This is a genomic window from Georgenia phoenicis (genome assembly GCF_047302425.1).
In the GTDB taxonomy this organism is placed as follows: Bacteria; Actinomycetota; Actinomycetes; order Actinomycetales; family Actinomycetaceae; genus Oceanitalea.
Window position 1 is genome coordinate 2,744,883 of sequence record NZ_CP154855.1, and the last position, 25,254, is coordinate 2,770,136.

31 protein-coding genes, 1 pseudogene, 1 riboswitch and 1 other annotated feature are annotated in these 25,254 nt (G+C 70.1%); of the genes and pseudogenes, 16 read left to right on the forward strand and 16 right to left on the reverse strand.

Annotated features, from left to right (window positions below; all coding sequences use genetic code 11):
• Nucleotides 1–30: 30 nt before the first annotated feature.
• The 3 genes from AA0005_RS13025 to AA0005_RS13035 all read left to right on the forward strand — a co-directional run bounded on the left by AA0005_RS13025 (nt 31) and on the right by AA0005_RS13035 (nt 1,899).
• Nucleotides 31–639, forward strand: coding sequence for a cadmium resistance transporter (locus AA0005_RS13025; protein WP_324653701.1), 609 nt, complete (start codon nt 31–33; stop codon nt 637–639).
• A gap of 100 nt (nt 640–739) precedes the next feature.
• Entirely contained in the window at nt 740–1,258 is a 519-nt protein-coding gene (gene lspA, locus AA0005_RS13030) for a signal peptidase II (RefSeq protein WP_324653699.1), read from the forward strand.
• Nucleotides 1,259–1,272: 14 nt separating this feature from the next.
• Entirely contained in the window at nt 1,273–1,899 is a 627-nt protein-coding gene (locus AA0005_RS13035; protein WP_324653698.1) for an isoprenylcysteine carboxylmethyltransferase family protein, read from the forward strand.
• A gap of 121 nt (nt 1,900–2,020) precedes the next feature.
• Here AA0005_RS13035 and AA0005_RS13040 read toward each other — a convergent pair whose 3' ends face one another.
• The 4 genes from AA0005_RS13040 to AA0005_RS13055 all read right to left on the reverse strand — a co-directional run bounded on the left by AA0005_RS13040 (nt 2,021) and on the right by AA0005_RS13055 (nt 3,770).
• A complete protein-coding gene (locus AA0005_RS13040) occupies nt 2,021–2,602 on the reverse strand; it encodes a hypothetical protein (protein ID WP_324653696.1) in 582 nt (193 codons plus the stop codon).
• Entirely contained in the window at nt 2,590–2,802 is a 213-nt protein-coding gene (locus AA0005_RS13045; RefSeq protein ID WP_413450579.1) for a DUF190 domain-containing protein, read from the reverse strand. Before AA0005_RS13045 ends, AA0005_RS13040 begins: the two co-directional genes overlap by 13 nt.
• A complete protein-coding gene (locus AA0005_RS13050) occupies nt 2,799–3,197 on the reverse strand; it encodes a CrcB family protein (RefSeq protein ID WP_324653694.1) in 399 nt (132 codons plus the stop codon). The genes AA0005_RS13045 and AA0005_RS13050 overlap by 4 nt, the downstream gene beginning before the upstream one ends.
• Before the next feature lie 192 nt (nt 3,198–3,389).
• Nucleotides 3,390–3,770, reverse strand: a complete 381-nt coding sequence (locus AA0005_RS13055; RefSeq protein WP_324653693.1) for a metalloregulator ArsR/SmtB family transcription factor — start codon at nt 3,768–3,770, stop codon at nt 3,390–3,392.
• A 58-nt stretch (nt 3,771–3,828) separates the two neighbouring features.
• On the opposite strand from AA0005_RS13055, the gene AA0005_RS13060 reads away from it, so the two are divergent.
• On the forward strand, nt 3,829–4,962 hold the full coding sequence (locus AA0005_RS13060) for a cation diffusion facilitator family transporter (RefSeq protein ID WP_413450580.1): 1,134 nt from the start codon (nt 3,829–3,831) through the stop codon (nt 4,960–4,962).
• Here the strand turns inward: AA0005_RS13060 and AA0005_RS13065 are convergent.
• Complete coding sequence (locus AA0005_RS13065; RefSeq protein WP_413453128.1) at nt 4,951–5,235, reverse strand: hypothetical protein; 285 nt, start codon at nt 5,233–5,235, stop codon at nt 4,951–4,953. The genes AA0005_RS13060 and AA0005_RS13065 overlap by 12 nt on opposite strands.
• Here AA0005_RS13065 and AA0005_RS13070 point away from each other — a divergent pair.
• Nucleotides 5,211–5,426, forward strand: a complete 216-nt coding sequence (locus AA0005_RS13070; RefSeq protein WP_413450581.1) for a response regulator transcription factor — start codon at nt 5,211–5,213, stop codon at nt 5,424–5,426. The genes AA0005_RS13065 and AA0005_RS13070 overlap by 25 nt on opposite strands.
• A gap of 108 nt (nt 5,427–5,534) precedes the next feature.
• Here AA0005_RS13070 and AA0005_RS13075 read toward each other — a convergent pair whose 3' ends face one another.
• The gene (locus tag AA0005_RS13075) at nt 5,535–6,734 is read right to left on the reverse strand and encodes an IS110 family transposase (protein WP_413450582.1); all 1,200 of its coding nucleotides are present in this window, start codon (nt 6,732–6,734) and stop codon (nt 5,535–5,537) included.
• Nucleotides 6,735–7,008: 274 nt separating this feature from the next.
• Between AA0005_RS13075 and AA0005_RS13080 the strand changes: the two genes are divergently transcribed.
• The 5 genes and pseudogenes from AA0005_RS13080 (at nt 7,009) to AA0005_RS13100 (ending at nt 11,328) form a co-directional block, all read left to right on the forward strand.
• A complete protein-coding gene (locus tag AA0005_RS13080; protein ID WP_413450583.1) occupies nt 7,009–7,437 on the forward strand; it encodes a hypothetical protein in 429 nt (142 codons plus the stop codon).
• Nucleotides 7,438–7,442: 5 nt separating this feature from the next.
• A pseudogene (locus AA0005_RS13085) lies at nt 7,443–8,679 on the forward strand (IS3 family transposase).
• Nucleotides 7,721–7,834 (forward strand) — a sequence feature (AL1L pseudoknot). Its footprint overlaps the pseudogene before it by 114 nt.
• Complete coding sequence (locus tag AA0005_RS13090; protein ID WP_413450584.1) at nt 8,588–9,361, forward strand: sensor histidine kinase; 774 nt, start codon at nt 8,588–8,590, stop codon at nt 9,359–9,361. The pseudogene AA0005_RS13085 and the gene AA0005_RS13090 overlap by 92 nt, the downstream one beginning before the upstream one ends.
• A gap of 114 nt (nt 9,362–9,475) precedes the next feature.
• A complete protein-coding gene (locus AA0005_RS13095; protein ID WP_413450585.1) occupies nt 9,476–10,189 on the forward strand; it encodes a response regulator in 714 nt (237 codons plus the stop codon).
• The gene (locus AA0005_RS13100) at nt 10,186–11,328 is read left to right on the forward strand and encodes a sensor histidine kinase (protein ID WP_413450586.1); all 1,143 of its coding nucleotides are present in this window, start codon (nt 10,186–10,188) and stop codon (nt 11,326–11,328) included. The genes AA0005_RS13095 and AA0005_RS13100 overlap by 4 nt, the downstream gene beginning before the upstream one ends.
• On the opposite strand, the gene AA0005_RS13105 is transcribed toward AA0005_RS13100, so the two are convergent.
• The 3 genes from AA0005_RS13105 to AA0005_RS13115 form a co-directional block, all read right to left on the reverse strand.
• Nucleotides 11,320–11,484 carry a hypothetical protein gene (locus AA0005_RS13105; RefSeq protein ID WP_413450587.1) on the reverse strand — a complete coding sequence of 55 codons (165 nt, stop codon included), beginning with the start codon at nt 11,482–11,484 and terminating at the stop codon, nt 11,320–11,322. The genes AA0005_RS13100 and AA0005_RS13105 overlap by 9 nt on opposite strands.
• Before the next feature lie 25 nt (nt 11,485–11,509).
• A complete protein-coding gene (locus tag AA0005_RS13110; RefSeq protein ID WP_413450588.1) occupies nt 11,510–12,286 on the reverse strand; it encodes a prolipoprotein diacylglyceryl transferase in 777 nt (258 codons plus the stop codon).
• Nucleotides 12,287–12,473: 187 nt separating this feature from the next.
• Nucleotides 12,474–14,861 carry a heavy metal translocating P-type ATPase gene (locus AA0005_RS13115; protein WP_413450589.1) on the reverse strand — a complete coding sequence of 796 codons (2,388 nt, stop codon included), beginning with the start codon at nt 14,859–14,861 and terminating at the stop codon, nt 12,474–12,476.
• A 197-nt stretch (nt 14,862–15,058) separates the two neighbouring features.
• On the opposite strand from AA0005_RS13115, the gene AA0005_RS13120 reads away from it, so the two are divergent.
• From AA0005_RS13120 to AA0005_RS13130, 3 genes are read left to right on the forward strand one after another with little or no spacing between them, the layout of a single operon-like run.
• The gene (locus AA0005_RS13120; RefSeq protein ID WP_413450590.1) at nt 15,059–15,337 is read left to right on the forward strand and encodes a glutaredoxin; all 279 of its coding nucleotides are present in this window, start codon (nt 15,059–15,061) and stop codon (nt 15,335–15,337) included.
• Between the two features lie 15 nt (nt 15,338–15,352).
• On the forward strand, nt 15,353–16,303 hold the full coding sequence (locus AA0005_RS13125; protein ID WP_413450591.1) for a cytochrome c biogenesis CcdA family protein: 951 nt from the start codon (nt 15,353–15,355) through the stop codon (nt 16,301–16,303).
• Nucleotides 16,300–16,932 carry a peroxiredoxin family protein gene (locus tag AA0005_RS13130; protein ID WP_413450592.1) on the forward strand — a complete coding sequence of 211 codons (633 nt, stop codon included), beginning with the start codon at nt 16,300–16,302 and terminating at the stop codon, nt 16,930–16,932. The genes AA0005_RS13125 and AA0005_RS13130 overlap by 4 nt, the downstream gene beginning before the upstream one ends.
• Before the next feature lie 132 nt (nt 16,933–17,064).
• On the opposite strand, the gene AA0005_RS13135 is transcribed toward AA0005_RS13130, so the two are convergent.
• From AA0005_RS13135 to AA0005_RS13160, 6 genes are all read right to left on the reverse strand, one after another.
• Nucleotides 17,065–17,655: a DUF305 domain-containing protein gene (locus AA0005_RS13135; protein WP_413450593.1), complete on the reverse strand. Its 591-nt coding sequence runs from the start codon at nt 17,653–17,655 to the stop codon at nt 17,065–17,067.
• A gap of 170 nt (nt 17,656–17,825) precedes the next feature.
• Nucleotides 17,826–18,461 (reverse strand): DUF305 domain-containing protein, encoded by a 636-nt coding sequence (locus AA0005_RS13140; RefSeq protein WP_413450594.1) that lies wholly within the window; start codon nt 18,459–18,461, stop codon nt 17,826–17,828.
• A gap of 196 nt (nt 18,462–18,657) precedes the next feature.
• Nucleotides 18,658–18,939 (reverse strand): metal-sensitive transcriptional regulator, encoded by a 282-nt coding sequence (locus AA0005_RS13145; RefSeq protein WP_308203200.1) that lies wholly within the window; start codon nt 18,937–18,939, stop codon nt 18,658–18,660.
• 83 nt (nt 18,940–19,022) lie between these two features.
• Nucleotides 19,023–21,323, reverse strand: a complete 2,301-nt coding sequence (locus AA0005_RS13150; protein ID WP_413450595.1) for a heavy metal translocating P-type ATPase — start codon at nt 21,321–21,323, stop codon at nt 19,023–19,025.
• 32 nt (nt 21,324–21,355) lie between these two features.
• The gene (locus AA0005_RS13155) at nt 21,356–21,490 is read right to left on the reverse strand and encodes a hypothetical protein (protein WP_413450596.1); all 135 of its coding nucleotides are present in this window, start codon (nt 21,488–21,490) and stop codon (nt 21,356–21,358) included.
• Nucleotides 21,491–21,504: 14 nt separating this feature from the next.
• Entirely contained in the window at nt 21,505–21,729 is a 225-nt protein-coding gene (locus AA0005_RS13160) for a heavy-metal-associated domain-containing protein (protein WP_413450597.1), read from the reverse strand.
• 315 nt (nt 21,730–22,044) lie between these two features.
• Between AA0005_RS13160 and AA0005_RS13165 the strand changes: the two genes are divergently transcribed.
• Both AA0005_RS13165 and AA0005_RS13170 read left to right on the forward strand, forming a co-directional pair.
• Nucleotides 22,045–22,650 (forward strand): TlpA family protein disulfide reductase, encoded by a 606-nt coding sequence (locus AA0005_RS13165; RefSeq protein ID WP_413450598.1) that lies wholly within the window; start codon nt 22,045–22,047, stop codon nt 22,648–22,650.
• A 3-nt stretch (nt 22,651–22,653) separates the two neighbouring features.
• Complete coding sequence (locus AA0005_RS13170; protein ID WP_413450599.1) at nt 22,654–23,439, forward strand: cytochrome c biogenesis CcdA family protein; 786 nt, start codon at nt 22,654–22,656, stop codon at nt 23,437–23,439.
• A gap of 47 nt (nt 23,440–23,486) precedes the next feature.
• Here the strand turns inward: AA0005_RS13170 and AA0005_RS13175 are convergent, their stop codons facing one another.
• Nucleotides 23,487–24,185, reverse strand: a complete 699-nt coding sequence (locus tag AA0005_RS13175; protein WP_413450600.1) for a C40 family peptidase — start codon at nt 24,183–24,185, stop codon at nt 23,487–23,489.
• Nucleotides 24,186–24,329: 144 nt separating this feature from the next.
• A riboswitch (cyclic di-AMP (ydaO/yuaA leader) is annotated at nt 24,330–24,504 on the reverse strand.
• Nucleotides 24,505–24,708: 204 nt separating this feature from the next.
• Between AA0005_RS13175 and AA0005_RS13180 the strand changes: the two genes are divergently transcribed.
• A complete protein-coding gene (locus AA0005_RS13180) occupies nt 24,709–25,110 on the forward strand; it encodes a four-helix bundle copper-binding protein (RefSeq protein ID WP_324653686.1) in 402 nt (133 codons plus the stop codon).
• Nucleotides 25,111–25,254 lie beyond the last annotated feature (144 nt).

Sequence of the window (25,254 nt, forward strand, 5' to 3'; positions counted from 1 at the left end):
CGGCGGTTCGGCGCGCCCTGAAAGGCACTGATGGACCTGCTCACCCCGATCCTGCAAGCGCTCGGTCTGTTCGTGGCCACGAACATCGACGACATCATCATCCTGTCCCTCTTCTACGCCCGCGGCGCCGGCCAGCGGGGCACCACCCGCAAGATCCTCGCCGGCCAGTACCTCGGCTTCGGGGGCATCCTGCTGGCCGCCGTGGTGGTCTCCCTGGGAGCTCGCTCCTTCCTGCCCGAGGCCGCCCTGCCCTACTTCGGTCTCATCCCCCTCGCCCTGGGCCTGTACGCGGCGTGGCACGCGTGGCGCAACCGCGACGACGATGACGACGACGACGAGGCCAAGGTCGCCGACAAGCAGGTCGGAGTCCTGACGGTGGCGGCCGTGACGTTCGCTAACGGCGGGGACAACATCGGGGTCTACGTCCCCGTCTTCGCCACCGCGTCTACCACCGCGATCATCGCCTACTGCCTCGTCTTCCTCGCCCTGGTGGGCCTCCTCGTGCTCGCAGCGAAGTATGTCGCCACCCGCCGGCCGATCGCCGAGGTCCTCGAACGCTGGGAACACATCCTCTTCCCGCTGGTCCTCATCGGCCTGGGCGTCGTCATCCTCCTCGAGGGTGGGGCCTTTGGCCTATGAGGTCGCTGACGCTCGACGGCTCGTCTCACGGGGTAGCCGTGAGCCCTGACGTGCTGGAAGTTGTGCCTGCGGCGATGACCAACACACGAACGGCGTCCTCATGACCACACCGGATCTCACCTCAGCGAGGAGTGGCACCCGGGCTCGGGTCGCCCTCGTCGTCACCATCACGCTGCTGACCGCGATCGACCTGGCAGTGAAGGCGTGGGCAGGTGGAGCACTGGCCGACGGTCGCTCGGTGGACTTGGGGCCCGTCGAGCTTCGCCTCGGTTTCAACGCTGGGATGGCTTTCAGCCTCGGCGCTCGCCTGCCAGCCGGCGTCGTGCTCGCCATCACGGGGCTCATCATCGGCGCGCTGGCTGTCTTCACCTGGCGTGCCACCCGCACCGCGACGCGCTCAACGTGGCTGGCACTGGCCCTGATCCTGGCGGGTGCGGTGGCAAACCTGATCGATCGTGCCCCCGACGGCGTCGTGACCGACTACCTGCACACCGGCTGGTTCCCCACCTTCAACCTCGCTGATGTCTACATCACCGGCGGGGCGATAACCCTGGTCCTGGTAGCCCTCATCAGCGGCGACACGACCGAGAACCCGACGGCCGCAGAACGTGCGACCTGAGCCGAGGAGACCCCATGACCGCTGACGTCGCAGCCGCTGCGGCACTGACCCTGTACCTGGCCGGCCTCGTCGCCGCGTTCGGTGCGCGCTCCTGGATCCACCGGCGCCGTACCGGTTCCACCGGCTTCCGCGGCCTGAGCGGCGCCCCCGGATCGGCCGAGTGGTGGGGCGGGATCCTCTTCGCCGCCGCCCTCGCCCTCGGCGCCGCGGGCCCCGCCCTGGCCCTCACCGGCACCACGGCCCCCATCACCCCGCCCCCGGCCGTCCAGTGGGCGGGCCTGGCAGTGGCCATCGCCGGCTTCGCCGCCGTCCTGGCCGCCCAGGCCGGCATGGGCGCCTCCTGGCGGATCGGTGTCGACACCACCGAGCGCACCGGCCTGGTCACCTCCGGCATGTTCGCCGTGGTCCGCAACCCGATCTTCACCGCGATGCTGACCGCGCTGCTCGGACTGACCGTCCTGGTCCCGACGGCCCTGACCGCCGCGGCGCTGGCCTGCCTGCTCCTCGCGGTGGAGATCCAGGTCCGCCTCGTCGAGGAGCCATACCTGCTGCGCACCCACGGCCCCGCCTACGCCCGCTACGCCCAGCGGGTCGGCCGGTTCCTCCCCGGTCTCGGCACGCTCGCGCCGCACACCTCCTAGCCGCCGGGAGCCCCGGACCGCCTGGCCCGGCGCTGGGATGCGGACCTCACCCAGGGCGGCGGGAGGCCGTCGCCCGGAGTGGGGCGACGGCCTCCCTGTGGGTTTTCGTGTGGTGCGTTGGTCAGTGGGCCCGCGTGAGACGCTGGTTGCGCAGCCACAGGGCGGCGCCACCGGAGCCGAGCAGCAGGACCGCCAGCAGTGCTGCCTGTGCAGCCTCCGCGCCGGTCACTGCCAGGGGCCCGCCGGCCGAGTCTGGAGCGGCGCCGAGGCCAGAGCCACCGGTGCCATCAGGGTCTACGCCACCGCCAGCGTCCGTCCCGTTGTCGTCGGTTTCGTCGGTGTCGTCGGGCGTGGGTGTGGTCGGCGACTGGGAGACGACGAGCGAGGCGGTGAGCTCCGTGCCCGTCTGCAGGCCGGTGAGCACGACGGGGTACTCACCCGGGGTGTCGGGCGCCGTGAGGTCGAACGAGGCGACGCCGTCGATGACGTCGGCCTGGCCCACAGGCTCGTCGCCCACGGTGGCGAGGACCTGACGGTCACCGTTCAGCTCGGACGTCGATGCGGTCACGGCCTCACCGGGCGCGACCGGCGAGGGGTCGAGCGCGATCGTGGCAGAAGCGCTCAGGGACTCCAGGTCCCCGTTGAGCTCGAGGACGTTCATCGTGGTGAAGAAGGTGTCGGTGTCGTCGGTCAGCCCGGCCACGTTCGCCGCACCGGGACCGTAGGCCGCGATCGGGACGGACGCGCCGGTGTGCTGCTGGGAACCACCCGCGGGACCGACGCTCCCGCAAGGCCCGCGTCGCGGGCCCGGTGGACGATCTCGGCATAGACGGGCCGGTGGTGCCACTGGTCAGACTCCCCGACCAGGACTGTCAGCCGCAACAGCCTGCGCCCTTCGCTCATGTCTCCGTGTCCTTCCCGGTGCGCCGGGCACGGGTGGCCCAACGGGTCATGACCATGCCGACCTGTACCGCGACCAGCGCCGCGGCGAGCGTGGCGAACATGTAGACCAGTGCTGTGCCCGGCGTTCCCGCCGCGACCAGCCGATTTATATCCACGGTGTACGTCGAAAACGTGGTGAGGCCCCCGAGGATGCCGACCCCGACGAATGGACGCACGAGTCGGTGCGGGCGACCCGCACCCTCGGTCAGCATCACCATGACCACCCCGATCAGCAGGCACCCGGCCACGTTCGTCCAGAACGTCGCCCAGGGGAATCCACCTTGGTTGTGCGGCATCACGACAGTGAGCCCGTAGCGTCCGACCGCGCCGAGCGCACCCCCGGCGGCGATGACCACCGGGACGTCGAGCGATATTCGCGGCCGGATGCCAGGCTCAGCGGCGTGGAGTATCGGATCAGGATTGGGACTCATCTGGTTGCGACACCGAGGCATGCGCGTTCCTCCTTCGTGTGCCGTAGGAGCCGTTGGCGGTGGAACCGCATCTTTGGCCGTACTCGCGGCGACGCGTCGGTAGTGGGGGAAGCCTGCCTATCCGGATACTGAGCTGGCCGTTGCCTGCGCCCGGTAACTGTGAGGGTCTGCCTCGGCGGCGGCGCCGGTGACGTGTTCGGCGTGGGACAGGGACTCGGCCAGCAGGCGGTGGACGTGGGTGTCGGTGGCCGAGTAGTAGATGAAGGTGCCCTCCCGTCGTGTCCGGACCAGACCGGCCAGGCGCAGCTTGGCCAGGTGCTGGCTCACCGCGGCGGGTGTGGCCCCCACGCTCTCCGCCAGGGAGTTGACGTTCGCCTCGCTCTGGAACACGGCCCATAGGATCTTCACCCGCGTCGGGTCAGAGAGCATGCGGAAGGTGGCCGCGGCGATCTGCGCATGCTCGTCGTCGGCAACGGGGCGTACCGGCTCATCGTGCACGCCCAGATCCTACCGACCTCGCTTGCTATCTGCATAGCTGAGCAGATAGTTTGGCGACATGGACCTGGCGCGACAGACGCATCCCCACGGCGGGCACGCACACCCGCAGAAGAACGACGACTCCGACCACGGGGACGCCCACCACCACCCGCACCCCCATGGGCACGATCACGACCACCCCCATCCCCACGGGGACGGGCACGACCACCCCCACGAAGGGTCCGGACTGTGGGCGCGGGTCAAGCACGCGCTGGTGCCGCACAGCCACGACCACAGTGAGGCGATCCAGACCGCCGAGGAGACCAGCGCGATCGGGATCCGGGCGGCGTGGCTCAGCCTGGCCGGCATGGGCGCCACCGCGGTGCTGCAGATCGTCATCGTCTGGCTCAGCGGGTCAGTGGCGCTGCTCGCCGACACCCTGCACAACCTGGGGCACCTGGCCACGACCATCCCGCTGATCATCGCCTTCCGGCTGGGCCGGCGCGCCGCGACCCGGCGCTACAGCTACGGCTTCCGCCGCGCCGAGGACCTGGTCGGTGTGCTGATCGGGGCGGTCATCGCGCTGTCCGCAGCGCTGATCGTGTGGGAGTCCATCCGCGCCCTGAGCAACCAACGGGACATGACCCACCTGGGCTGGGTCCTGGCGGCCGCCCTCATCGGGGCGGCCGGTAACGAGGTCGTGGCGATCTACCGCATCCGCGCCGGTCGACGGATCGGCTCAGCCGCCCTCATCGCCGAGGGGCAGCACGCCCGCACCGACGCCCTGACCTCACTGGCCGTCGTCGTCGGTGTCATCGGGGCCTGGGTCGGTCTGCCCTGGGTTGACCCGGTCATCGGGCTGGTCATCGCGGCCGTGATCGTCGCGGTGCTGATCGGCTCCATGCGCACCGTCGTGCGCCGGCTCATGGACGGCATCGAGCCGGCCACCCTGGACCTCATCGAAGCCACCGCCGCCCGCGTGCAGGGCGTCACCTCGGTGGACACGGCGCGCGCCCGGTGGACGGGTCATCGCCTGGAAGCCGACATCGAGATCACCGTGGATCCCGACCTCACCCTCGCCGGCGGTCACGCCCTCGCGCACGCCGTCAAGGACCAGCTGCGGGCTCAGGTTCCCCACCTGGAGCGCGCCTCGGTACAGGTCAGCCCCGCGGTGCAGCTCGGCCCCGACCGCACCGAGGCGCTACCTGGATGAGACCGCCCGCCGCACAGCGCGGGTGGCCCGCGCGACCAGCGCCTCCAGCGGCCCCCGATCGAAGTAGCCACGCCAGATGAGCGCAAAAAGGATGGCGGCGGCCACTTGGATGAGGTAGCCGATGGTGGCATCGAAGACGTCCAGCGGGGAGCTCATGAACATCACGTGGGCGGTGTAGAGCGTCAGCGTCATCGCCCCGATCACACCGAACACGTTCAAGATCCCTCGGAGCATGGACCAGTCGCGGCTTGCCGCGTCGGCCAGCAGGAGCATGCCGCCAAGCAGGGCGATCGCGATCCCGGTGGTACGCGCAGATCGCTCGTCGCCTTCACCTGAGCCCCTCTACCGTCAAGGACCACGTCAGCGCCGTGCTCACCAAGCTGGCCGTGACCAACCGGGTCCAGGCCGCCGTCATCGCCCGGGACGCCGGACTGATCCCCGCGCCCCCGACCGAAAGCGGGTGAGCCCGGTGCTGCTGTTTCCGATCGCGGTCGATGCGGCCCTGGTCTCCCTCGCGCTGCTGGACGCCACCTTCAGCTCCGCCCGCGAGGGGGGTGCCCCTATCTCCTTTGTCAAGCGGCTAGGGGTGTCGGGGCGTCGTAGAGGGAGCCGTCTCGGAGCATGGCGTAGAGGACGTCGCAGCGTCTGCGTGCTAGTGCGATGAGTGCCTGGTTGTGCTTCTTGCCCTCGGCGCGTTTGCGGTCGTAGTAGCGGCGGGAGACCGGGTCGCTGAGGGAGGCGAAGGCAGCGAGGAACAGTGCGCGTTTGAGGACCTTGTTGCCAGCCCGGTTGGGATGCTCGCCGCGGATGGAGGTGCCAGAGCGGCGTGTGACGGGGGCCAGGCCGGCGTAGGAGGCCATGTGTGCGGCGGAGGTGAAGTTCTTCCCGGCGAGCTCGGTCAGGAGCCGTGCGGTGGTCCTGATGCCATTGCCCGGCATAGACATCAGGACCGGGTGAAGAGGGTGGTCGCGCACCAGTTCTTCGACCGTTGCCGCGATGTCGTCGCGCTGGGCGCGTAGCTCGGCGAGCTGGGCGGCCAGGCGCGGCAGCACGACCCCGGCGGCGCTGGTGCCGGCGACGACCACGGTCTGCTCGGCCAACGCGGCGGTGATCTCCTCGGCGAGTCGCCTCCCCATGCGCGGGGCTCGCTTGGTCAGCCGGGTGGCGATGCGCTTGGTGCCGGCCGTCTTGAGGTCTGCCGGGGTCGGCCAGGCCTGGATCAGGTCGAGCACGGCCGGGTGGTCCAGATGCTTACCCAGGACCCGCTCGAGTGCGGGATGGATCTGGGTCAGCAGCCCTCGCAGCCGGTTAGACGTGGCGGTGATCTGCCCGCGCAGGTCGTCATCGAAGCCGCAGAGCATCGCCAGCTCGGCGATCTGCTCATCGGCCATCTCTATCGACCGCAGCGTGTGAGGCATGGTCCGTGCGGCCTCGGCGATGATGAGCGCATCGCGGGCGTCAGTCTTGGCGTTGCCCGGGTGTAGGTCGGCGATCCGGCGCATTGACAGCCCCGGCAAGTACCCGACCGTGGCGCCGGCGTCGCGGGCGACAGCCAGCGGCAGCGCGCCGATCGTGGCGGGCTGGTCCACGACCATCAAGACCGGCCCGTGAGTGGCGAGCTTCGCCAGAATCGCGCGCAGTTTCCCCTCGTCGTTGGGCAGCGGCTTATCGAACAGGACCTTCCCGGTCCGGTCCAAGGCAACCGCGTGGTGCTCGCTCTTACCGACGTCGAGACCGACGAAGACCTCGATGTGGTGGTGTTCCTGGATCATGCCTGACCTCCGTAACTCACCGCCCTGGACCAATGACGCTGGACTGTCCGCGGTGGCTGACGTCGGCATCCACGTTACGAAGGCGACTCCGCACCCCCGGGTGAGGGTGTCTGGCCCGGCCCCTATCAGCGATCACCAGCCACCTATCGGCCTCGGCGGCAACACCCCCCGGATCATCAACGACTGGGGGCAAAGAGCCATACCGAGCCCGACAGGCCAGCACCCCCGAAACATCACTCCCCGAGGGATAGCTAGAAGGTAACGGGGCACCCCGATGGTGCTGTCTGTCCTGGCGGCACTGGGTCTGGCCGTGCGCCAGCGCTGGCCCTATCTGAGCTTCGCCCTGAGTCTGCCGGCGCTGTTCGTCGCCTATGTGTTGATCGCGCCCCTCGCAGCCCTGTACACCATCGCGGCGACCGCCCGTAGCCGGTGGCCGGTGGTGATTTGCACGATCCTCACCGCGGCGGGCTACTACCTTCCCTGGCCGCTGACCGACTTCCACTGGCCGCACGGCCCGGCCGGCTTCTTAGGCCTCATCTACACCGCGGTCTACGTCGGCGCCCCCGTAGCGCTCGGCGTGCTGGCCCAGACCAAGCGGGACCTGTCCAACAGCTTGGAGGAGACGAGCGCAAGCCATGACAGAGAACAACGGCTCCTTGAACCGCCCCGGGTTCCATGGAGGCTCTCAGTCCACGGAGGATGAGAGCTATGAGCGCACCGAGGAAGTACCCCGACGAGCTGCGTGAGCGGGCCGTGCGGCTGGTGCTCGAAGCGAAGAAGGATCCCGAGTCACGTGTGGGGGCGTGTCGGCGGGTGGGAGAGCAGCTCGGGATCAACCCCGAGACGCTGCGTGGCTGGGTTGCCCAGGCTGAGGTCGATGCCGGAGACCGGCCGGGCACCACGACCAGTGATGCCCAGCGGTTGGCCGAGCTGGAACGGGAGAATCGCGAGCTGCGGCGGGCGAACGCGATCCTCAAGAGCGCCTCGGCTTTCTTCGCGGCGGAGCTCGACCGCCCACATCGGTGATCGTGAAGTACATCGACGAGCACAAGGAGGAGTTCGGGGTCGAGCCGATCTGCACCCAGTTGCAGGTCGCCCCGAGCACCTACTACGCCGCGAAGAAGCGCTCACCCTCGGCCCGGGCGGTGGCCGACGCCGAGCTCGGTGAGGTCATCAGTGCCGAGCACGCGGCCAACTACGGGGTCTACGGCGCGCGGAAGATGTGGAAGCACCTGAACCGGATCGGCCGGCCGGTGGCGCGCTGCACGGTCGAACGCCTGATGCGTAACGCCGGCCTGCAGGGCGCGGTCCGCGGCAGGACGCGGCGCACCACGATCCCGGCGAAGGACGGGATACGGGCCGGTGACCTGGTCAACCGCGACTTCACCGCAAGTGCCCGAACCAGCTGTGGGTCGCGGACTTCACCTACGTCGCGACCTGGGCCGGGTTCGTCTACGTCGCGTTCACCATCGACGTGTTCTCCCGGATGATCGTGGGCTGGAAAGCCTCCACCACGATGCGCGCCGACCTGGTCACCGACACGGTGAACATGGCGGCCTGGTCCCGCGGGCGCGCCGGGGTCACCGACCTTGCCGGGCTCATTCACCACAACGACGCCGGCTCGCAGTACACCTCCATCGCCTTCACCGAGCGGCTCGCCGAGCTCGGTGTCCAGCCCTCGATCGGGACCGTGGGTGACGCCTACGACAACGCCCTGGCCGAGTCCACCATCGGCCTGTTCAAGACCGAGCTCATCCGCCGCCGCGGCCCCTGGCGCAACCTCGAGGACGTCGAGATCGCCACCCTGGAGTACGTCGACTGGTTCAACAACAGCCGCCTGCACTCCGAGCTCGGTGACATTCCACCCGCCGAGCACGAGGCCAACCACTACCGTCAGAACCCCGTCACCACGACGGCCGAAACCAGAGAACCGAGCCGCCACTAAACCCGGGGCGGTTCACCTCGCCGAGCGCGTCCTGACCCAGGAACGCGCCCGCCTGGCCCGCGAGATGCACGACGTGGTCTCCCACCAGGTCAGCCTCATCGCCGTCCAGGCCGGCGCCCTGAGCGTCACCGCCCCGAACGACAACGTCCGCACCAGCGCCCAAACCATCCGCCAGCTCAGCACGCGCACCCTCGACGAGCTCCGCCACATGATCGGCGTACTGCGCCGCAGCGACACCACCCCCACCACCATCTCCCCCCAGCCCCGGCTCGCCGACATCCCCCGGCTCGTGCACGACAGCGGCCACAACGTCACCCTCACCCTTGATGTCGAGGACGGGCAGGAATGGGCCGAACCCACCCAACGCGCGGCCTACCGCACCGTCCAAGAAGCCCTGACCAACGTCAGCAAGCATGCCCCCGGCGCCCCCGTCACCGTCACCGTCAAACCCAGCGGGGATGCCCTGCACGTCATCGTGAGCAACGGCCCGCCGGCCACCCCACCCACTGATCTCCCCACCGGCGGCCATGGCCTGGCCGGCCTGCGGGAACGTGCGAGTCTGCTAGGAGGCAGCCTCCACGCTGGCCCCGCCTCAGCAGGCGGCTTCCGCATCGATGCAACGCTCCCAAACGCGCAGAGCCATGCCAGCAGCGCCCTCGAACGCCGAGACGGCTCCGCCTAACCCGACACCCAGGCCGCCCAGACGCCGTAGCGCATGACCCGATCGAGACGGATCTGAATCGCCGCGGCCGATGATGGTCACGCAGTTGCCTTCGTGACCATGAGAATGAGGGACATGACTGCGGTCCCTACTGACGTGAACCTGCCCCGCGTACTGGTCGTCGACGACGAGGCGCCGCTGGCACGACTTGTCGCAAGCTACCTGGAACGCCATGGCTTTGAGGTACAAGTCACCGGGGACGGCAGTGACGCCATTGACCGGGCACGCCAGTGGCACCCCGGCGTGATCGTCCTCGACCTCGGGCTCCCCGGCGCCGACGGCATCGAGGTCTGCCGCACGATCCGCACCTTCTCCGACTGCTACATCATCATGCTCACCGCACGCGTGGAGGAGGTCGACAAGCTCATCGGGCTCTCGGTCGGCGCCGATGACTACGTCACCAAACCCTTCAGTCCCCGCGAGCTCGTCGCCCGGGTACGGGCCATGCTGCGTCGCCCACGCCAGGACACCGGCCCCCACGGAGCCGGCGCGTCCTTCGGGCCACTGAACATCGACCTCCTGGGCCGGGAGACGTTCATCGACGGGGAACCTGTGGGGCTGACCCGCACCGAGTTCGACGTCCTCGCGGCCCTGGCGAGCCGCCCGAACATGGCCTTCTCCCGCCGCCAGCTCATCGAAACGGTGTGGGGACCGGGATGGGTGGGCGATGAGCACCTCGTCGACGTCCACATCGCCCACCTACGGCGCAAGCTCGGGGACAACGCCTCCGCCCCCAGGTTCATCCGCACGGTGCGCGGCGTGGGCTACCGGATGGGCACCGGGCAGTGAGCCCCACACCGCGCCGCCGGTGGGGGCTCGGAGCCCGGCTCCTCGCCGCGATCGTCGCCGTCATCCTCGTCGCGACCGGCACCGCATGGGCGGTCGCCTCGGCCATCGGCCCGGAGATCTTCCACGACCACATGCTCATGGCCCAGCCCGCCGACTCCTCAGTCGTCGCCCACACCGAGGAAGCCTTCACCACGGCGTGGACACTGTCGCTGTCCCTGGCGCTGCTCGCCGCCCTCCTCACCTCGGTCGTCGTCAGCGTCTTCCTCACCAGGCGCATCGCCAGGTCCCTGGAGCGCGTGCGGCAGGCCGCCGCCCAGGTCGCCAGCGGCGACTACGCCGCCCGCGTCCCCGAGGTCCACATGGGCACCGAGTTCGACGACCTCGCCGGCGCATTCAACACCATGGCCGCCGACCTCGGTGAGATCGAACAGACCCGCACGCGCATGCTCGGTGACCTCGCCCACGAGATGCGCACCCCGGTGGCGACGCTCGACGGCTACCTCGAGGGCATCCTCGACGGTGTCGTGAAGGCCGACGAACCCACGGTGGGGATGCTCCGCGAGCAGGTCGCGCGCCTGGCCCGCCTCGCCCAGGACATCGCCCTGGTCACCGCCGCCGGGGAGGGACGCCTGAGCATGCACTGGCAGCCCCTCGAGGTCGGTGCCCTCATCGACGACGCCGCCGCCCAGGCCAGGTCCAGGTTCACCGACAAGGGCGTCGAGCTGACGGTCGAGGCCACGGACGAGGCCCGCCAGACGGTCCTCACGGCCGACCCCGACCGGCTCGGCCAGGTGCTGACCAACCTGCTGGACAACGCCGTGCGACACACCCCCCAAGGAGGGCGGGTGCAGCTGGGCGTACAGCGGGCCGGGTCCACGCTGCGGCTGACGGTCCGGGACACCGGCAGCGGAATCGCCGCCGAGCACCTGCCACATCTCTTCGAGCGCTTCTACCGTGCCGACGCGGCCCGGGACCGCGCCCACGGCGGCTCGGGGATCGGGCTCGCCATCGTCCACTCCATCGTCCACGCCCACGGCGGTGCCGTGACCGCGACCAGCTCCGGGCCGGGCCACGGCGCCCTGTTCACCGTCGAGCTGCCCGTGGACATCGGGACCCGGGCGGAGCACCGCTCACCCTGACCGGGTGCCCTCCTTGGTCGTCGTCCGCTCCGTGAGCCGATCCGGCGACTGGCTGCCAGCTGAGTCGCCGGGGAACAGGGCCCTGATGGCCCCCAGGCCAAGGGCCATGAAGCCCAGGCAGATCACCAGCACCAGAACCACCACGGCCACGGTCATCGGCACTCCCCGCCCTCCCGGCCGGTCACCGCACGGCCAGGTCCGGCGCGCGGGGTTCGTCCGTCTCCTCGGCCGTGGACCGGCGCGCGGTGGTGCGCTGGCGGGCGACCAGCACGCAGCCGACGGCGATGCTGGCCAACGCCCACAGCTGAGGCTGGGTCAGGCCAAAGACCACAGGGTCGTTGGTCCGCAGGTACTCCACCAGCAGACGCGAGAGGCCCGACAGGCCCAGGTAGGCGCCGAACACCGCGCCCGGCGCCCAGCGCCGGGCGAGCAGCACCAGCACACCGGCGACGACGGCCGCGAGGATCGCCTCGTACAGCGGGGTGGGATGCACCGGCACATCGGTGGCCACCACACCCGAGGGGAAAGCCATCCCCCACGGCAGGTCGGTGGGACGCCCGTAGGTCCCGTCACCACTGACGAAACAGCCCAGCCGGCCGATGCCATAGGCCACCGTCAGCGGCACCGCGACCGCGCCCGCGACAACGTCAAGGGGCAGCTGGTGGCGGCGGATGACAGCCACGGCCGCCAGGATCCCTCCCACCAGGCCGCCGTACCAGGTGAACCCCATCCCGCCCAGGTCATGCGCGGTGATGCCCGGGTACTGCTCGAGCAGGTAGTAGACCTTCGCGCCGACGAACCCCCAGACCGTGGCCCACAGCACCAGCGCGTGCGCCGAGTTCTTCTTCAGGCCCCGCCGCTCGAAGGCCCGGCCGAGCAGCCACGCCGCGACGAGCGCGGCCGCGGCCTTGCTCACCCCGTAGCTCTGGACATCGAACCCGAGGAACGTGAACAGCACCGGACGCAACGGTCCCTCCCATCATCGTGGGGACGTGCCACCGACGGCGGCAGGCGTCCTCCCACCACGATGACCACGGACCCCGAAGAAGTCCGGTCCCGTTGCATGAAGGTTTGCTGAAGAACCGCGAGCACCGGCAGCCGCCCCGCCGGTAGCCGCTACCCCGCGAAGGTAAATACGGCCTCTGTTAGTGGTGCGCTCCCACGGCCTCCTCGGAGTGGTCAGCAGCCCGCGCAGTGCGGCCCGACTGGACCTGCGGGGCGCCGTGTGCCGCGGCGGTGCTGGCCTCGGGGCTGAGGTCCAGGCGGCGCAGCAGCTGGGCGTTGAGCGCGACGACGATGGTCGACAGGGACATGAGGATCGCGCCGACCGACATGGGCAGGACGAACCCGACCGGTGCCAGCACGCCCGCGGCGAGCGGGACGGCGGCGATGTTGTAGCCGGCGGCCCACCACAGGTTCTGCTTCATCTTGCGGTATCCGGCGCGGGAGAGCTGGATGACCGACAGGACCGAGCGTGGGTCGTCCGAGGCGAGGATGACGCCGGCGGAGGCGATCGCCACGTCGGTGCCCGCGCCGATGGCGATGCCGACGTCGGCCTGGGCCAGCGCGGGAGCGTCGTTGACGCCGTCCCCGACCATGGCCACGGTGCGGCCCTCGTGCTGCAACTGGGCGACCTTCTCGCTCTTGTCCTCCGGGCGCACCTGGGCAAAGACCTGGTCGATGCCCAGCTCGGCGGCCACGGCCCGGGCCACCGGCTCGGCGTCACCGGTGATCATGACGACCCGGATGCCCAGCTGGTGCAGGGCGTCGATCGCCTGACGCGACTCCTCGCGGACCTCATCGGCCAACGCAACGGCACCGGCCACCTGCCCGTCGATGATCACGTGCAGGACGGTGGCACCGGCCTGGGACCACGGCGCTGTCGCGGGCAGCGGCTCGGCGCCGTGCTGGGAGAGCAGCGCTGGCCCGCCGACCTGGACCTCACGGTCCTCGACGGTGGCGCGCACCCCGACGGCGGTTGCGGCACGGAAGTTGCTGGCCCGCGGCACCTGCAGGCCGCGGTGCTCGGCGGCCGCGACGATCGCCCGGGCGAGCGGGTGCTCGCTCTCGGCCTCGGCGGCCGCCGCCAGACGCAGCAGCTCCTCCGTCTCATACCCGCCGGTTGCCGTGATGTTGGTCAGGGCCGGCTCGCCCTTGGTCAGGGTGCCCGTCTTGTCGAACAGCACGGTGTCGACCACGCGCATCCGCTCCAGGGCGCCGCGGTCCTTTACGAGCACCCCTCCGCGGGCGGCGCGCTCGGTGGATATGGACACCACCAGCGGAATCGCCAGGCCCAGGGCATGGGGGCAGGCGATGACCAGGACGGTGATCGCCCGGACCAGTGCGCTCTCCGGAACCCCGAACGACAACCACACTGCCGCGGTGATGACCGCGGCGATGAGCGCGTACCAGAACAGCCAGCCGGCGGCCTTGTCCGCCAGGAGCTGGGCGCGGCTGGTGGAGGCCTGCGCCTCTGCCACCAGCCGCTGGATGCCGGCCAGGGCGGTGTCCTCCCCCACGGCCGAGACCCGCACCCGCAGCGCGTTGTCGGTGGCCACCGTGCCGGCAACGACGTGGTCCCCCACGGTGCGGAGCACCGGGCGGGACTCACCGGTGATCATCGACTCGTCCACGTCTGCGCCGCCGTCGACGACCTCACCGTCGGCCGGCACCCGCCCGCCCGGGCGCACGATGACCACGTCACCAAGACGAAGATCGGCAGGGTCGACCGTGACGACCTGGTCCCCCTCCACTCGCTCGGCCTGGTCCGGGAGCAGCGCGGCCAGGGAGTCCAGCGCGGAGGACGTCTGGGCCAAGGAGCGCATCTCCAGCCAGTGGCCCAGCAGCATGATGACCACGAGCAGCGCCAGCTCCCACCAGAAGTCCAGCTCGTGGGAGAAGAATCCCAGGCTGGCCCCCAGGGAGGCGACGAAGGCGACGGTGATCGCCATCCCGATGAGCAGCATCATGCCCGGCTTGCGGGAGCGCAGCTCGTCGACCGCGCCGGTGAGGAATGGGCGCCCACCCCACAGGTAGATCACCGTGCCCAGGACCGGGGAGACCCACTCCACCCCCGGAACGTCGGGCAGCGTGTACCCGAGCAGGTCGGCGAACATCCCGTTGAGCAGCACCGTGGGCACCGCCAGGACGAGCATGATCCAGAACAGGCGACGGAACATGCCCACATGGTCGCCATGGTCGCCATGACCGGCGTGACCGGCGTGAGCGTCGTGGTCGGCGTGAGCGTCGTGGTCGGCGTGAGCGTCGTGGTCGGCGTGAGCGTCGTGCCCACCATGCCCGCCGTCGTGGCCGGTGTGTTTGCCGTGCCCATGGTGCGCGGCCGAGTCGTGGCCTGCGGCGGTCAGCGGGTCGGTGACACCCACGCCGTCAGTGGGTATCGCCTGCCCGTGCGTGGTCTCGTGCCCCTCGTGTCCGCCCCCGTCACCGTGAGCCGAGTCGTGGTGAGCGTGTGCGGCCTCGTGGTCCTCGCGTGGCGGGTGCCCTGCGTGATCGTGACCCGGTGGCGTACCCATGGCAACCCCTCATTCCATCGTTCGGCATACCTCTAGAGGGTATCTCTATCGACCGTAAAGGCGACCGGGCGGCGGTCCATTCCCGATTTGCCCGCAAGGGGCAGAGATCTTCATCGGTTCTTCATGGAAGGTCGATCGATTGCCCCGGGCGGGCGGCCGATGCTCTTGGCAACACGGAAATCAATGGAAGAGGACTCGTGGCAGCAACAAACAACCCCACCGTGATCACCGTCGTCGAGGCGCCCGCCTGTCACTACTGCGAGGACGCAGCCGCGGCCCTGGCCGAGCTCAGCGCCCGCTTCGACTTCCTGGTGCGGACCCTGGCGCGCGACTCCGACGAGGGACGCAGGCTCATCCTGCGGCACCGGCCGCCCATGGCGCCGCTGGTCCTGGTCGATGAGGAGTTCTTCAGCAGCGGACGCCTCCCGCGGCGGCGGCTGGAGAAGCTTCTCCAGCTGCGCGCGGCCGCGGCGTGAGAAGGGACCCGGGCCGTGGGAAGTGAGCTCCTGACCACCGGCAGCGTCCTGGCCGCCTTCTTCGCCGGCGGCGTGGCCCTGTTCGCACCGTGCTGCATCGTCTTCCTCGCCCCCAGCTACCTGGCCGGGGCGGTGAAGAACCGCCGGTGGCGGATCCTGCCCCTGACGTTCGTGTTCGCCGCAGGCCTGGCCCTGGTGCTGGTCCCCATCACCCTCGGCGTCAGCATGCTGTCCGGGGCCATCAACCAGTACCACACCCAGCTCTACTGGGCCGGTGGCCTGCTGATGATCGCCCTGGCCGGGCTGTCCCTCTCGGGCACCATGTGGTCCCTGCCCCGCTTCCTGCGCGCACCGGACACCAGCCGCGGCGACGGCGCCAGCTTCTTCGCCCTCGGCGTCTTCTCCGGGATCGCCTCCAGCTGCTGCGCCCCCGTCCTGGCCGGCGTCATGACACTGTCGGTGCTCTCCGGGTCCGCCGCCGGCGGCGTGGCACTGGGCCTGGCGTTCGTCTTCGGGATGGTCTTCCCCCTCTTCGTCATGGCCCTGATCTGGGACAAGGCCCGCCTCGGGGACCGCCGCCTCTTCCAAGCACGGCTCATCAAGATCCGCCTCGGTGCACGCACCCTGGTCACCAACACCGTCAACCTCGCCGTCGCGATCGCCTTCGCCGTCATGGGCATCTGGGTCATCACCCTGGCCGGCAACGCCGAGATGACCGGCGGCGGGGCGGTGCAAAGCACGATCGGTGACTGGCTCGCCACCACGCTGAGCCGGCTGCAGGACTGGCTCAGCCCCGTGCCCGAGCCCCTCCTCGGCGCGGGCCTCCTCGCCCTGGCGGGCGTGTTCGTGCTCTTCACCCTGCGCGACCGACGCACCCGGACCCACCCGGCCACTGCCGATCCTGAGTTCCCCGCCGAGGCGCCCGCCTGCCACGACAGCCACGACACCGAAGGACTGCCCCGATGACCACCAGCTCCACCCTCCACCCCAGCGCGAAGGACCGGGTCCGGCACAAGCACGCCGAGGAGAAGGCACGGGCCCAAGCAGCCGCAAGCAAGGCCCGCCGCCGGCGGATCCTGGGAATCTGCGCGCTCCTCGTGGTGGTCGCGGCCGCCGTCTACGCCCTGGCCACCTCCGGGACGGCCAGCTCCGAGGAGACTCGCCGCGCCCCGAACTTCACCCTGCCCACCACGGCCGGGACCACCGTAACCCTGTCCGAGCTCCGCGGGGAACCGGTCATCCTGTACTTCAACGAGGGCGCCGGCTGCGCCTCGTGCACCGTGCAGATGGCCGAGATCGAGAAGGAGCCCGGCTTCGCCGAGGCCGGCATCACGGTCCTGCCGATCGTCATGAACACCGCCGAGCAGATCCGCCTCGACATGCGCCGCTACGGGGCCACCACCCCCTACCTGCTCGACGATGGCACGGTCTCCGAGGCCTACGGCACCCTCGGGACCGGGATGCACCCCGGGGTCCCCGGGCACGGGTTCGTCCTCATCGACGCCGAGGGCAACCAGGTCTGGCAGGGCGACTACCCCTCCATGTGGCTCGCCCCCCAGGACCTGCTGGACGAGGCACAAACAAGGCTCCGCTGACAGCGCCACTGGATGCGGTCCACCCGGTGCCGACCGACACCCAGACCTTGTCCATGGGCGAGCCATCCGCTCACGGGCTGACAGTGGCGCCGTCGATGGGGAGGTGGGCAAAAGTTGGTCTATGACATGTCCTCAGTCCGTGGCGCACAGCCGCTCTGCGGGCTCGTCGAAGGCCGGCACCGGGCGCGCCTCGGCCTCCTCCGGGGTCGCGGCCACCCCGTTCTCCGCGATGTCCTCGATGAGCCAGTCCATCTCGAAGATCTCGCGCCGCTGAGCCTCGCTGATCTCCACGGCGAGCTCGCACACCCGGACGTCCTCGATCCCGGCTCGCTCCGACCGCGTGATGGCCAGGGAGTGGTGGGGGATCATCGCGCGCATGAACGCGGAGTCGTCCACCGTGGCCTGGCTGCGGTCCAGCGCGGTCCCGCCCGCCAGCAGCCCGAGGCTGACCACGACGACGATGACGTTCGCCTTGGCGTTCTTGTACATGTTGAGCATCCACGCGAGCATGACCAACCCCATCGCGCCGCCCATGGTCACCGCCATGAAGATGCGGCTCTGGCTGAAGCGCACGTGGCCCCACTCCCACGAGCCGACGAACATCACCCAGTACATGACGACCATCGCCGTCAAGAGCATCGCGGCGAACCGCAGGTACATCTTCACGTTCATGTTGCGCGAGCTGCTGTCGTGGTCCTCGTTCGGGTGTTCGTGCTCTTCCATCGCCAAACACTCTCCTCTCCATCAGGGCAGTGATCCTCATCGTTCACTCGCCTGTGCATTCCTCGGCCCGTCCCGAGGAATGGCGGCGTCTCCAACAGCTGCTCCATCTCGCTGAGCCGGCGGGCGAACCTGGGGGGAATGCAGGTGGCTCGCCCGCCGGCGGATCAACGTCACAGGCCCTGGAGGAGCTCCTCCATCTCGGCGATCTCGGCCTGCTGGTCATCGATGATCGTCTGCGCCAGGTCCAGCGCCTGGGGGTTCTCCCCGCCGTCGAGCTCGGCCTGGGCCATGTCCACCGCGCCACGGTGGTGGGCGATCATCAGCTCCAGGAACCGCTGATCGAACTCGGAACCGGACAGCGACTCCAGCTCGCCCATGGCCTCCTCCTGGCTCATGCCCTCCATGTCCATGCCGCCGTGGTCCATACCCTCCATGCCGCCCATCGGGGAGGTCTCCTCCCCCCACGTCTCGAGCCAGGACGTCATCTGCTCGATCTCCGGCCCCTGCGCGGCGGAGATCCGCTCCGCGAGGGAGCGCACCTCCTCGCTGCCGGCTTGCTCCACGGCCAGGTCGGCCATCTCGATGGCGCCTTCGTGGTGCACGATCATCATCTGGGCGAACATCGTGTCCGCGTCGTTGTGCACGTCCTCGGCCTCCGTCTGCGAGGTGCTGTCGGTCCTCTCCTCCGCGGCGGTGCCCGCAGCCGGCTCCTCCGGAGTGGTCTGTTCGCCGTCGCCGCACGCGGCAAGGGAGAAAGTCAGCGCGATCCCGCCGGCAACGGCGGCGAGTCGGGTCCTGAGTGTCACGGGCGTCTCCATCTGCTCAAGGTCATCGACGGGCAGCAAGGCCCCAGCCGTAGCCAACGGCCGACCCATCGTGTGGGGCTAACGGAGGCTAACCACGCCCGCCTCAGCGACACCCAGCCCAGCAGCGGCCCCACGGCGATTCTTCATCGACTCTTCATCGCCCGTGCGGACCATGGAAGGCGTCGGTCAAGGTGGGTCAGCTGCGAACCAGTCGGGCGATGGCATCGGAGGCTTCCTTCAGCTTGGTCGCCTCCTCCTCACCGCCCGCCCGGGCGGCCTCCACCAGGCAGTGGGCCATGTGCTCATCGAGCAAGCCCAGCGCGAAGGACTGCAGTGCCCGGGAGGCAGCCGAGACCTGGGTGAGGATGTCGATGCAGTACTTGTCCTCCTCGACCATCTTGGCGATCCCGCGGACCTGGCCCTCGATGCGCCGCAACCGCAGCAGGTGGTCATCCTTCTGTGAGGTGTACCCGTTCACCGTCTCCGCCGCCTTCTCCGAGCCCAATCGTTCCACTCTGATCGTACCCGCGGGGGGTATCGGTCCGGGTCGTGGTGAGGTGGTCATGCGGCCGAGCGCGCCGGCTCAGCGGCCGGTGAGGGCCGGCCGGCGGGCCTGGCCCGGTCGATGGACACGGCCCGGAAGCCGCGCAGCCGCAAACTGTTGGTCACCACGAAGACTGAGGAGAACGCCATCGCGGCCCCGGCGATGAGGGGGTTGAGCAGGGCGGCGACCGCCAGCGGGATCGCGGCGACGTTGTAGGCGAAGGCCCAGAACAGGTTGCCCTTGATGGTCGACAGGGTGCGCCGCGACAGGCGTACCGCGTCCACCGCGGCGCGCAGGTCGCCCCTGACCAGGGTCAGGGGCGAGGCCTCGATGGCCACGTCGGTGCCCGTGCCCATGGCGATGCCCAGGTCGGACTGGGCCAGTGCCGCGGCGTCGTTGACGCCGTCCCCGACCATGGCCACCACCCGGCCGGAGTCCTGCAGCTCCCGCACGACGCGGACCTTGTCCTCGGGCATGACCTCGGCGATCACCTCCTCGATCCCCACCTCGGCGGCGATCTGGCGGGCCGCGCGGGTGTTGTCACCGGTGAGCAGGATCGGGCGCAGGCCCAGCCCCTTGAGTTCGGCCACGGCCTGGGCGGAGGTGGGCTTGACGGTGTCGGCCACGATGAGGATCCCGCCGATGCGCCCGTCCCAGCCCACGGCCACCGCGGTGCGCCCGGCGCCCTCCGCCTCCTCCAGGACGGCGGCGAGCTCGGCCGGTAGTGGCTGGGCTGACTGCTCGGTCAGCCACCGCGCCCGACCGGCGATGACGGCATGTCCCTCGACGGTCCCGGACACTCCCAGGCCCTGGGTGTTGGCGAAGGACTCCACGGCCGGCAGGTCACCGAGCCGCTCGCGCGCTCCGGCGGCGATGGCCGCGGCGATCGGGTGTTCGGAGGCGTTCTCCAGTGCGCCGGCCAGCCGCAGTACCGTGTCCGCCTCGCCGCCGGCGGCGGGCACGACGTCCACCAGGCGCATCTGCCCGGTGGTGACGGTGCCGGTCTTGTCCAGCACGATGGTGTCCACCCGGCGGGTGGACTCCAGGATCTCTGGGCCCTTGATGAGGATGCCGAGCTGGGCGCCGCGGCCGGTGCCAACCATCAGGCCCATCGGGGTGGCCAGGCCCAGCGCGCACGGGCAGGCGATGATGAGCACGGCCACCGCGGCGGTGAACGCCAGCTCGGCGCCCGCCCCGTAGCCCAGCCAGAAGCCCAGCGTCGCCACCGACAGGGTGATGACAATCGGGACGAAGACCGCCGAGATGCGGTCGGCCAGCCGCTGGACGGGGGCCTTGCCGGTCTGGGCCTCCTCCACCAGGCGGGCCATCTGGGCCAGCTGGGTGTCGGCGCCCACCCGAGTGGCGCGTACCAGGAGCCGGCCGCCGGCGTTGACGGTCGCTCCCACCACGCCGTCACCCGGTCCGACCTCGACCGGGACCGGTTCGCCGGTGAGCATGGAGGCATCGACCGCGGAGGCGCCCTCGACGATGACACCGTCGGTGGCGATCTTCTCTCCCGGTCGCACGATGAACTCATCGCCCACCGCCAGCTGGTCCACTGCGATCCGTACCTCGCGGCCGTCGCGGACCACGGCCACGTCCTTGGCGCCCATCTCCAGCAGGGCACGCAGCGCGGCCCCGGACTGGCGCTTGGCGCGGGCCTCGAAGTAGCGGCCGAGCAAGATCGCCGTCGTCACCGCGGCGGCGACCTCGAGGTAGATCTCGCTGGAGCCGCCACCCCGTTCGGGGATGAGGTGGAAGTCCATGCGCATGTCCGGGTGACCGGCCCCGCCCCGGAACAGGGCGTACAGGGACCAGCCGAATGCTGCGGTCACCCCGATGCTGATCAGGGTGTCCATCGTCGCGGCGGCGTGTTTGGCGTTGATCCATGCGGCCCGGTGGAAGGGCCAGGCCCCCCACACCACGACCGGGGCGGCAAGGGTCAGGGAGAGCCACTGCCAGTTGTCGAACTGCAGCGGCCGGAACATGAAGGCCAGCACCGGCAGCGTCAGGAGCGCGCAGATGATCACCCGCCGCCGCAGCTCGGCCACGGCGTCAGGCTCGGCGTCCCGGGCCGTTTCCTCGGCCGGGGCCGTCCCGGGATCCTCACGCAGCCGCGCGGTGTACCCGGTGGCCTCGACCGTGGCCAGCGCGTCCTGGACGGAGGCACCCTCTGGTAGGGCGACCTTGGCCCGCTCGGTTGCGAAGTTCACGCTCGCCTCGACCCCGGGCATCCGATTGAGCTTCTTCTCCACCCGGGCCGCGCACGAGGAGCACGTCATCCCGCCGATCTCCAGCTCGATGACCTGCTGACTCATCGACTCACCTCCATCCCCTTGGGCCACCGACCTCAGCGGGCGGCGGCCTCCTCCAGCTCCACCACACCCGGGCCCGCGGCGGCGTCGGGCTCATCCGGGCCGAGCACCGACCCCAGCCCATAGCCGGCGCCCAGCGCCAGGGCCAGGACCAACGCGAACCCGGTCAACTTGGCACTGCTCCTCACGCAGGCGTCCGGGTGAGCTCATAGCCGGCCTCGTCCACGGCCGCTCGGACCTCATCCACCGGTACGTCGCCGGCGCTGGAGACCTTGATTGTCGACTCTCCACCGGCGACCAGGTCGACCTCGACGTTCTGGACGCCGGCGATCTTGCCGACCTCCTCGGCCACGGAGCCGACGCAATGGCCGCAAGTCATGCCGGTAACGCTGAAGGTACTGGTAGCCATGAGGGCCTCCCCTTGATCGGTGGTGCGTGCCAGGACGGCACCATCTTTTTATACCCCCTGGGGGTACGCTGGACAAGTGGCCGGGTTATGGTGCTGGCACGGCAAGCGTGCTCCGAAAACGCGTGGATCCTCGCGGTTCCCGAAGGGGTCGCCGCACCGGCGGCACCGCCTGGTGAACGGTGAAGATTCGGTTAAGAACCGGCCCGGTCGCCCCCCGGTTGGGGAACTTCCCACCAAAGCGGCGACGATGGTCGCCGGACCAGTGCAGCGATCAGTGAGCCCCGGGCGGGGTTTCGGTTGGGAAAGGTGACAAGCGTGAGACCCTCCAGGCGTCGGGCACCCCTCAGGCGCGTGCTCACGGCGGCCGCCCTGGCCACCGTCGTGGCCTTGAGCGGCTGTGCCGCCACCGCCCAGACCGACGCGGGACAAGACTCCGGCGCCGGCTACATCGCCGGAGACGGGTCCCTGGCGACCTGGGAGCCGCAGCAGCGCGACGGCGCCATCGAGCTCATCGGTCAGACCTACGACAGCGAGGAGGTCGACCTGAGCCAGTGGCGCGGGGAGGTGGTGGTGGTCAACTTCTGGTATGCCGCCTGCCCGCCGTGCCGCGCCGAGGCCGGGGACCTGGGGGCCATCTACGAGGACTACACCCCCCAGGGGGTGCAGCTGCTCGGGGTCAACCCCCGCGACGACGCGGCCACCGCCCAGGCCTTCGAGCGCACCTTCCAGGTCCCCTACCCCTCCATCCACGACCAAGGGGCCGCGGCCGTGGCCGCCTTCCAAGGACTCGTGCCACTCCAGGCCATGCCCACCACCGTGGTCCTGGACCGCCAGGGCCGGGTCGCGGCCCGCATCATGGGCCAGATCGACCCCACCATGCTGCGCGGCCTCATCGACGACACCCTCGCCGAGACGGCCTGAGCGATGGACCAGCTCGGCTCCTTCTTCGCCGGCACCGTGCTCACCGGCCCCATGCTCGCCGCGCTCCCCGTGGCCGCGATCGCCGGATTTATCTCCTTCGCCTCCCCGTGCGTGTTGCCCCTGCTGCCTGGGTACGTCGGCTACCTCAGCGGCATGGCCGGGGCCACCACCCCCGGCGCCCGCCTGCCTGGCGGGCAGCAGACCAAGGTCCGTGACGGGCGGCTCCTGGCCGGGGTACTGCTCTTCGTCGCCGGCTTCACCGCCGTGTTCGTCCTGCTCGGCGTCGTCTTCGCCTGGCTGGGGATCCTGCTCGCGCCCTGGCTCGACCTCACCACCCGCATCTTCGGCGCGCTGGTCGTGCTCATGGGCCTGGCCTTCATGGGCTACGTCCCATTCATGCAACGCGACCGCCGCCTGCACCTGACCCCCCGGCAGGGCCTGTGGGGAGCGCCGCTCCTCGGTGTCGTGTTCGGGCTGGGCTGGGCGCCCTGCATGGGCCCCACCCTGGCCGCGGTCCTCAGCCTCGCCTTCAGCGAGGCCGATCCCGCCCGCGGCGGGGTCCTCGTGTTCGCCTACAGCCTCGGCCTCGGTGTCCCGTTCGTCGCCGGGGCGATGCTGCTGTCCCGCTCGACCCGCGCACTGGGTTTCCTGCGCCGCCACCGCCGCGCGTTCCAACGCCTCGGCGGCGGGCTGCTCGTCCTGCTCGGACTCGCGATGGTCACCGGGCTGTGGATCTGGGTGTCGGGCTACCTGCAGGGCCTCGTCGCCAACTTCCAGACCCTCGTCTGACCCGGGCCGGTGGTGGCCCGCAGCCAGCTGCGGGCCACCACCGCTGCTCAGCCCACCCGGATGAACGTCGGGTTGGCCTTGTAGATGTCACGCACCGACAGCGGGTTACCCGGGCTGAAGGCCGCGATGTACTGCCCCTCACCCACGTAGATCCCCACGTGCCCGGGCCACCACACCAGGTCACCGGGCTGGGCCTGGGAGGCGGAGACCTGCGTGCCCGCGTTGCGCTGCGCCGCGGAGGACCGCGGGATGGAGATGCCCGCCTGGGCGTAGACGTACTGGGTGAACCCCGAGCAGTCAAAGCCCGCCGGGGTCGACCCGCCCCACACGTAAGGGGTGCCGACGTACCGGTAGGCGATGTCAAGGACAGCATTGCCCGACGTGTTGGCCGGCGGGGCCTCGCTGCGGGAAGCCGAGCGCGAGGCCGAAGCAGCCTCCCGCTCAGTGACCGCCGTCGACGTCGTCGCCGACACGCTCGCCTGCCCCTGGGGGATCGTCAGCACCTCACCGACACGGATCAGCGCCTGCGCGTTCAGACCGTTGGCGGTGACGATCGCCGAGATCGTACTGTCGTAGCGCTGCGCCAGCTTCCACACGGTGTCACCGGAGACGACGGTGTGGGTGACCTCCGCGGTCTCGGTACCACTGGCCTGCGCACTCGCCGTCGGGGTATCGCTGGCCTGGGTGCCGACCACCGGCGGGTCGGGGTGGACCGGCTCCATCGCAGAGGCGGTGGTCGTGGCCATGGTCAGCACCAAACCGGAGGAAGCCGCGGCAAGCGCGGCACGACGCGCGGCCGGACCCGTCAAGCACGGACCCAGTGATGAGAAAACGGTAACGGGACGGCCCTCGGCACGGTGCCGACCACGGGTGTGGCTAGATGTCACGGGTAAACCTCTCCAGGGCGCCTACGAGGTCAGCTGTCGGGTTCGGGTAGGAGCACACCCGGCTCAGGCATCGAGCTTCACCCCAAGGACCTGCACGCAGGCCCACATCGGGTTCCCCGTCCCTGCCACGGACGATCGAGGACCACAGTGCGGTGGCAGGGCTCGGCGTCCGCACGTGAGCTTCTGCGATGAAGGGGGCAAGAAGCAGAAGCGACGCTACACACGCCAACCCCAGGATCACGGTTCGATAACGGCCCTACGGGAAGAGTTCATCAAACCTTCATCAACATCACGACTCCTGCCCAGGCACCCCCCGGGCACCCCGCGTAACGTCGCAAGCCCGCACCGACACGGGGCAAGCAATCAGAGATGGAGGAAGACAATGAGAACCGCGGAGATGATCACCACCCACCCCGGCGAGATCGGCCTCGACGTCGACCCGCTCGCGCGGGCGATCGAGGCCCTGGTGGCGTGTTCCCAGGCCTGTACCGCCTGCGCGGACGCCTGCCTCAGCGAGGACATGGTCGACCAGCTGCGCAAGTGCATCCGGACCAACCTCGACTGCGCCGATATCTGCGACACCACAGCCCGCGTGCTGTCCCGGCACACCGGCTATGACGCCAACCTCACCCGCGCCCTGCTCCAGGCCTGCATCCAGGCATGTCGCTCCTGCGGGGATGAGTGCGCTGCCCATGCCGGCCACCATGAGCACTGCCGCATCTGCGCCGAGGCCTGCCGTGCCTGCGAGCAGGCCTGCACCGAGCTCCTCGCCACCATCGGCTGACGACGCCCGCACCACAGCCCCGACCGTCGCGTCGCCACACCGAAACCGACGCATCTTAATCAAACCTTAACCGGCATTCCCGGTCTTTCAGGACGGTGGGTTAGCGTCCCCGTGTGTGCACGGGTCCCCGGTCGTCGGCTTACG

Coding starts and splice junctions, on each gene's coding strand:
- AA0005_RS13045 (WP_413450579.1), bottom strand. CDS start 2,802: ATGAGCGAAGGGCGCAGGCTGTTGCGGCTGACAGTCCTGGTCGGGGAG.
- AA0005_RS13180 (WP_324653686.1), top strand. CDS start 24,709: ATGAGAACCGCGGAGATGATCACCACCCACCCCGGCGAGATCGGCCTC.
- AA0005_RS13160 (WP_413450597.1), bottom strand. CDS start 21,729: ATGGCTACCAGTACCTTCAGCGTTACCGGCATGACTTGCGGCCATTGC.
- AA0005_RS13060 (WP_413450580.1), top strand. CDS start 3,829: ATGGACCTGGCGCGACAGACGCATCCCCACGGCGGGCACGCACACCCG.
- AA0005_RS13035 (WP_324653698.1), top strand. CDS start 1,273: ATGACCGCTGACGTCGCAGCCGCTGCGGCACTGACCCTGTACCTGGCC.
- lspA (WP_324653699.1), top strand. CDS start 740: ATGACCACACCGGATCTCACCTCAGCGAGGAGTGGCACCCGGGCTCGG.
- AA0005_RS13175 (WP_413450600.1), bottom strand. CDS start 24,185: ATGGCCACGACCACCGCCTCTGCGATGGAGCCGGTCCACCCCGACCCG.
- AA0005_RS13095 (WP_413450585.1), top strand. CDS start 9,476: ATGACTGCGGTCCCTACTGACGTGAACCTGCCCCGCGTACTGGTCGTC.
- AA0005_RS13135 (WP_413450593.1), bottom strand. CDS start 17,655: ATGGAAGAGCACGAACACCCGAACGAGGACCACGACAGCAGCTCGCGC.
- AA0005_RS13105 (WP_413450587.1), bottom strand. CDS start 11,484: ATGACCGTGGCCGTGGTGGTTCTGGTGCTGGTGATCTGCCTGGGCTTC.
- AA0005_RS13115 (WP_413450589.1), bottom strand. CDS start 14,861: ATGGGTACGCCACCGGGTCACGATCACGCAGGGCACCCGCCACGCGAG.
- AA0005_RS13025 (WP_324653701.1), top strand. CDS start 31: ATGGACCTGCTCACCCCGATCCTGCAAGCGCTCGGTCTGTTCGTGGCC.
- AA0005_RS13170 (WP_413450599.1), top strand. CDS start 22,654: ATGGACCAGCTCGGCTCCTTCTTCGCCGGCACCGTGCTCACCGGCCCC.
- AA0005_RS13150 (WP_413450595.1), bottom strand. CDS start 21,323: ATGAGTCAGCAGGTCATCGAGCTGGAGATCGGCGGGATGACGTGCTCC.
- AA0005_RS13065 (WP_413453128.1), bottom strand. CDS start 5,235: ATGCTCCTGCTGGCCGACGCGGCAAGCCGCGACTGGTCCATGCTCCGA.
- AA0005_RS13075 (WP_413450582.1), bottom strand. CDS start 6,734: ATGATCCAGGAACACCACCACATCGAGGTCTTCGTCGGTCTCGACGTC.
- AA0005_RS13130 (WP_413450592.1), top strand. CDS start 16,300: ATGACCACCAGCTCCACCCTCCACCCCAGCGCGAAGGACCGGGTCCGG.
- AA0005_RS13080 (WP_413450583.1), top strand. CDS start 7,009: ATGGTGCTGTCTGTCCTGGCGGCACTGGGTCTGGCCGTGCGCCAGCGC.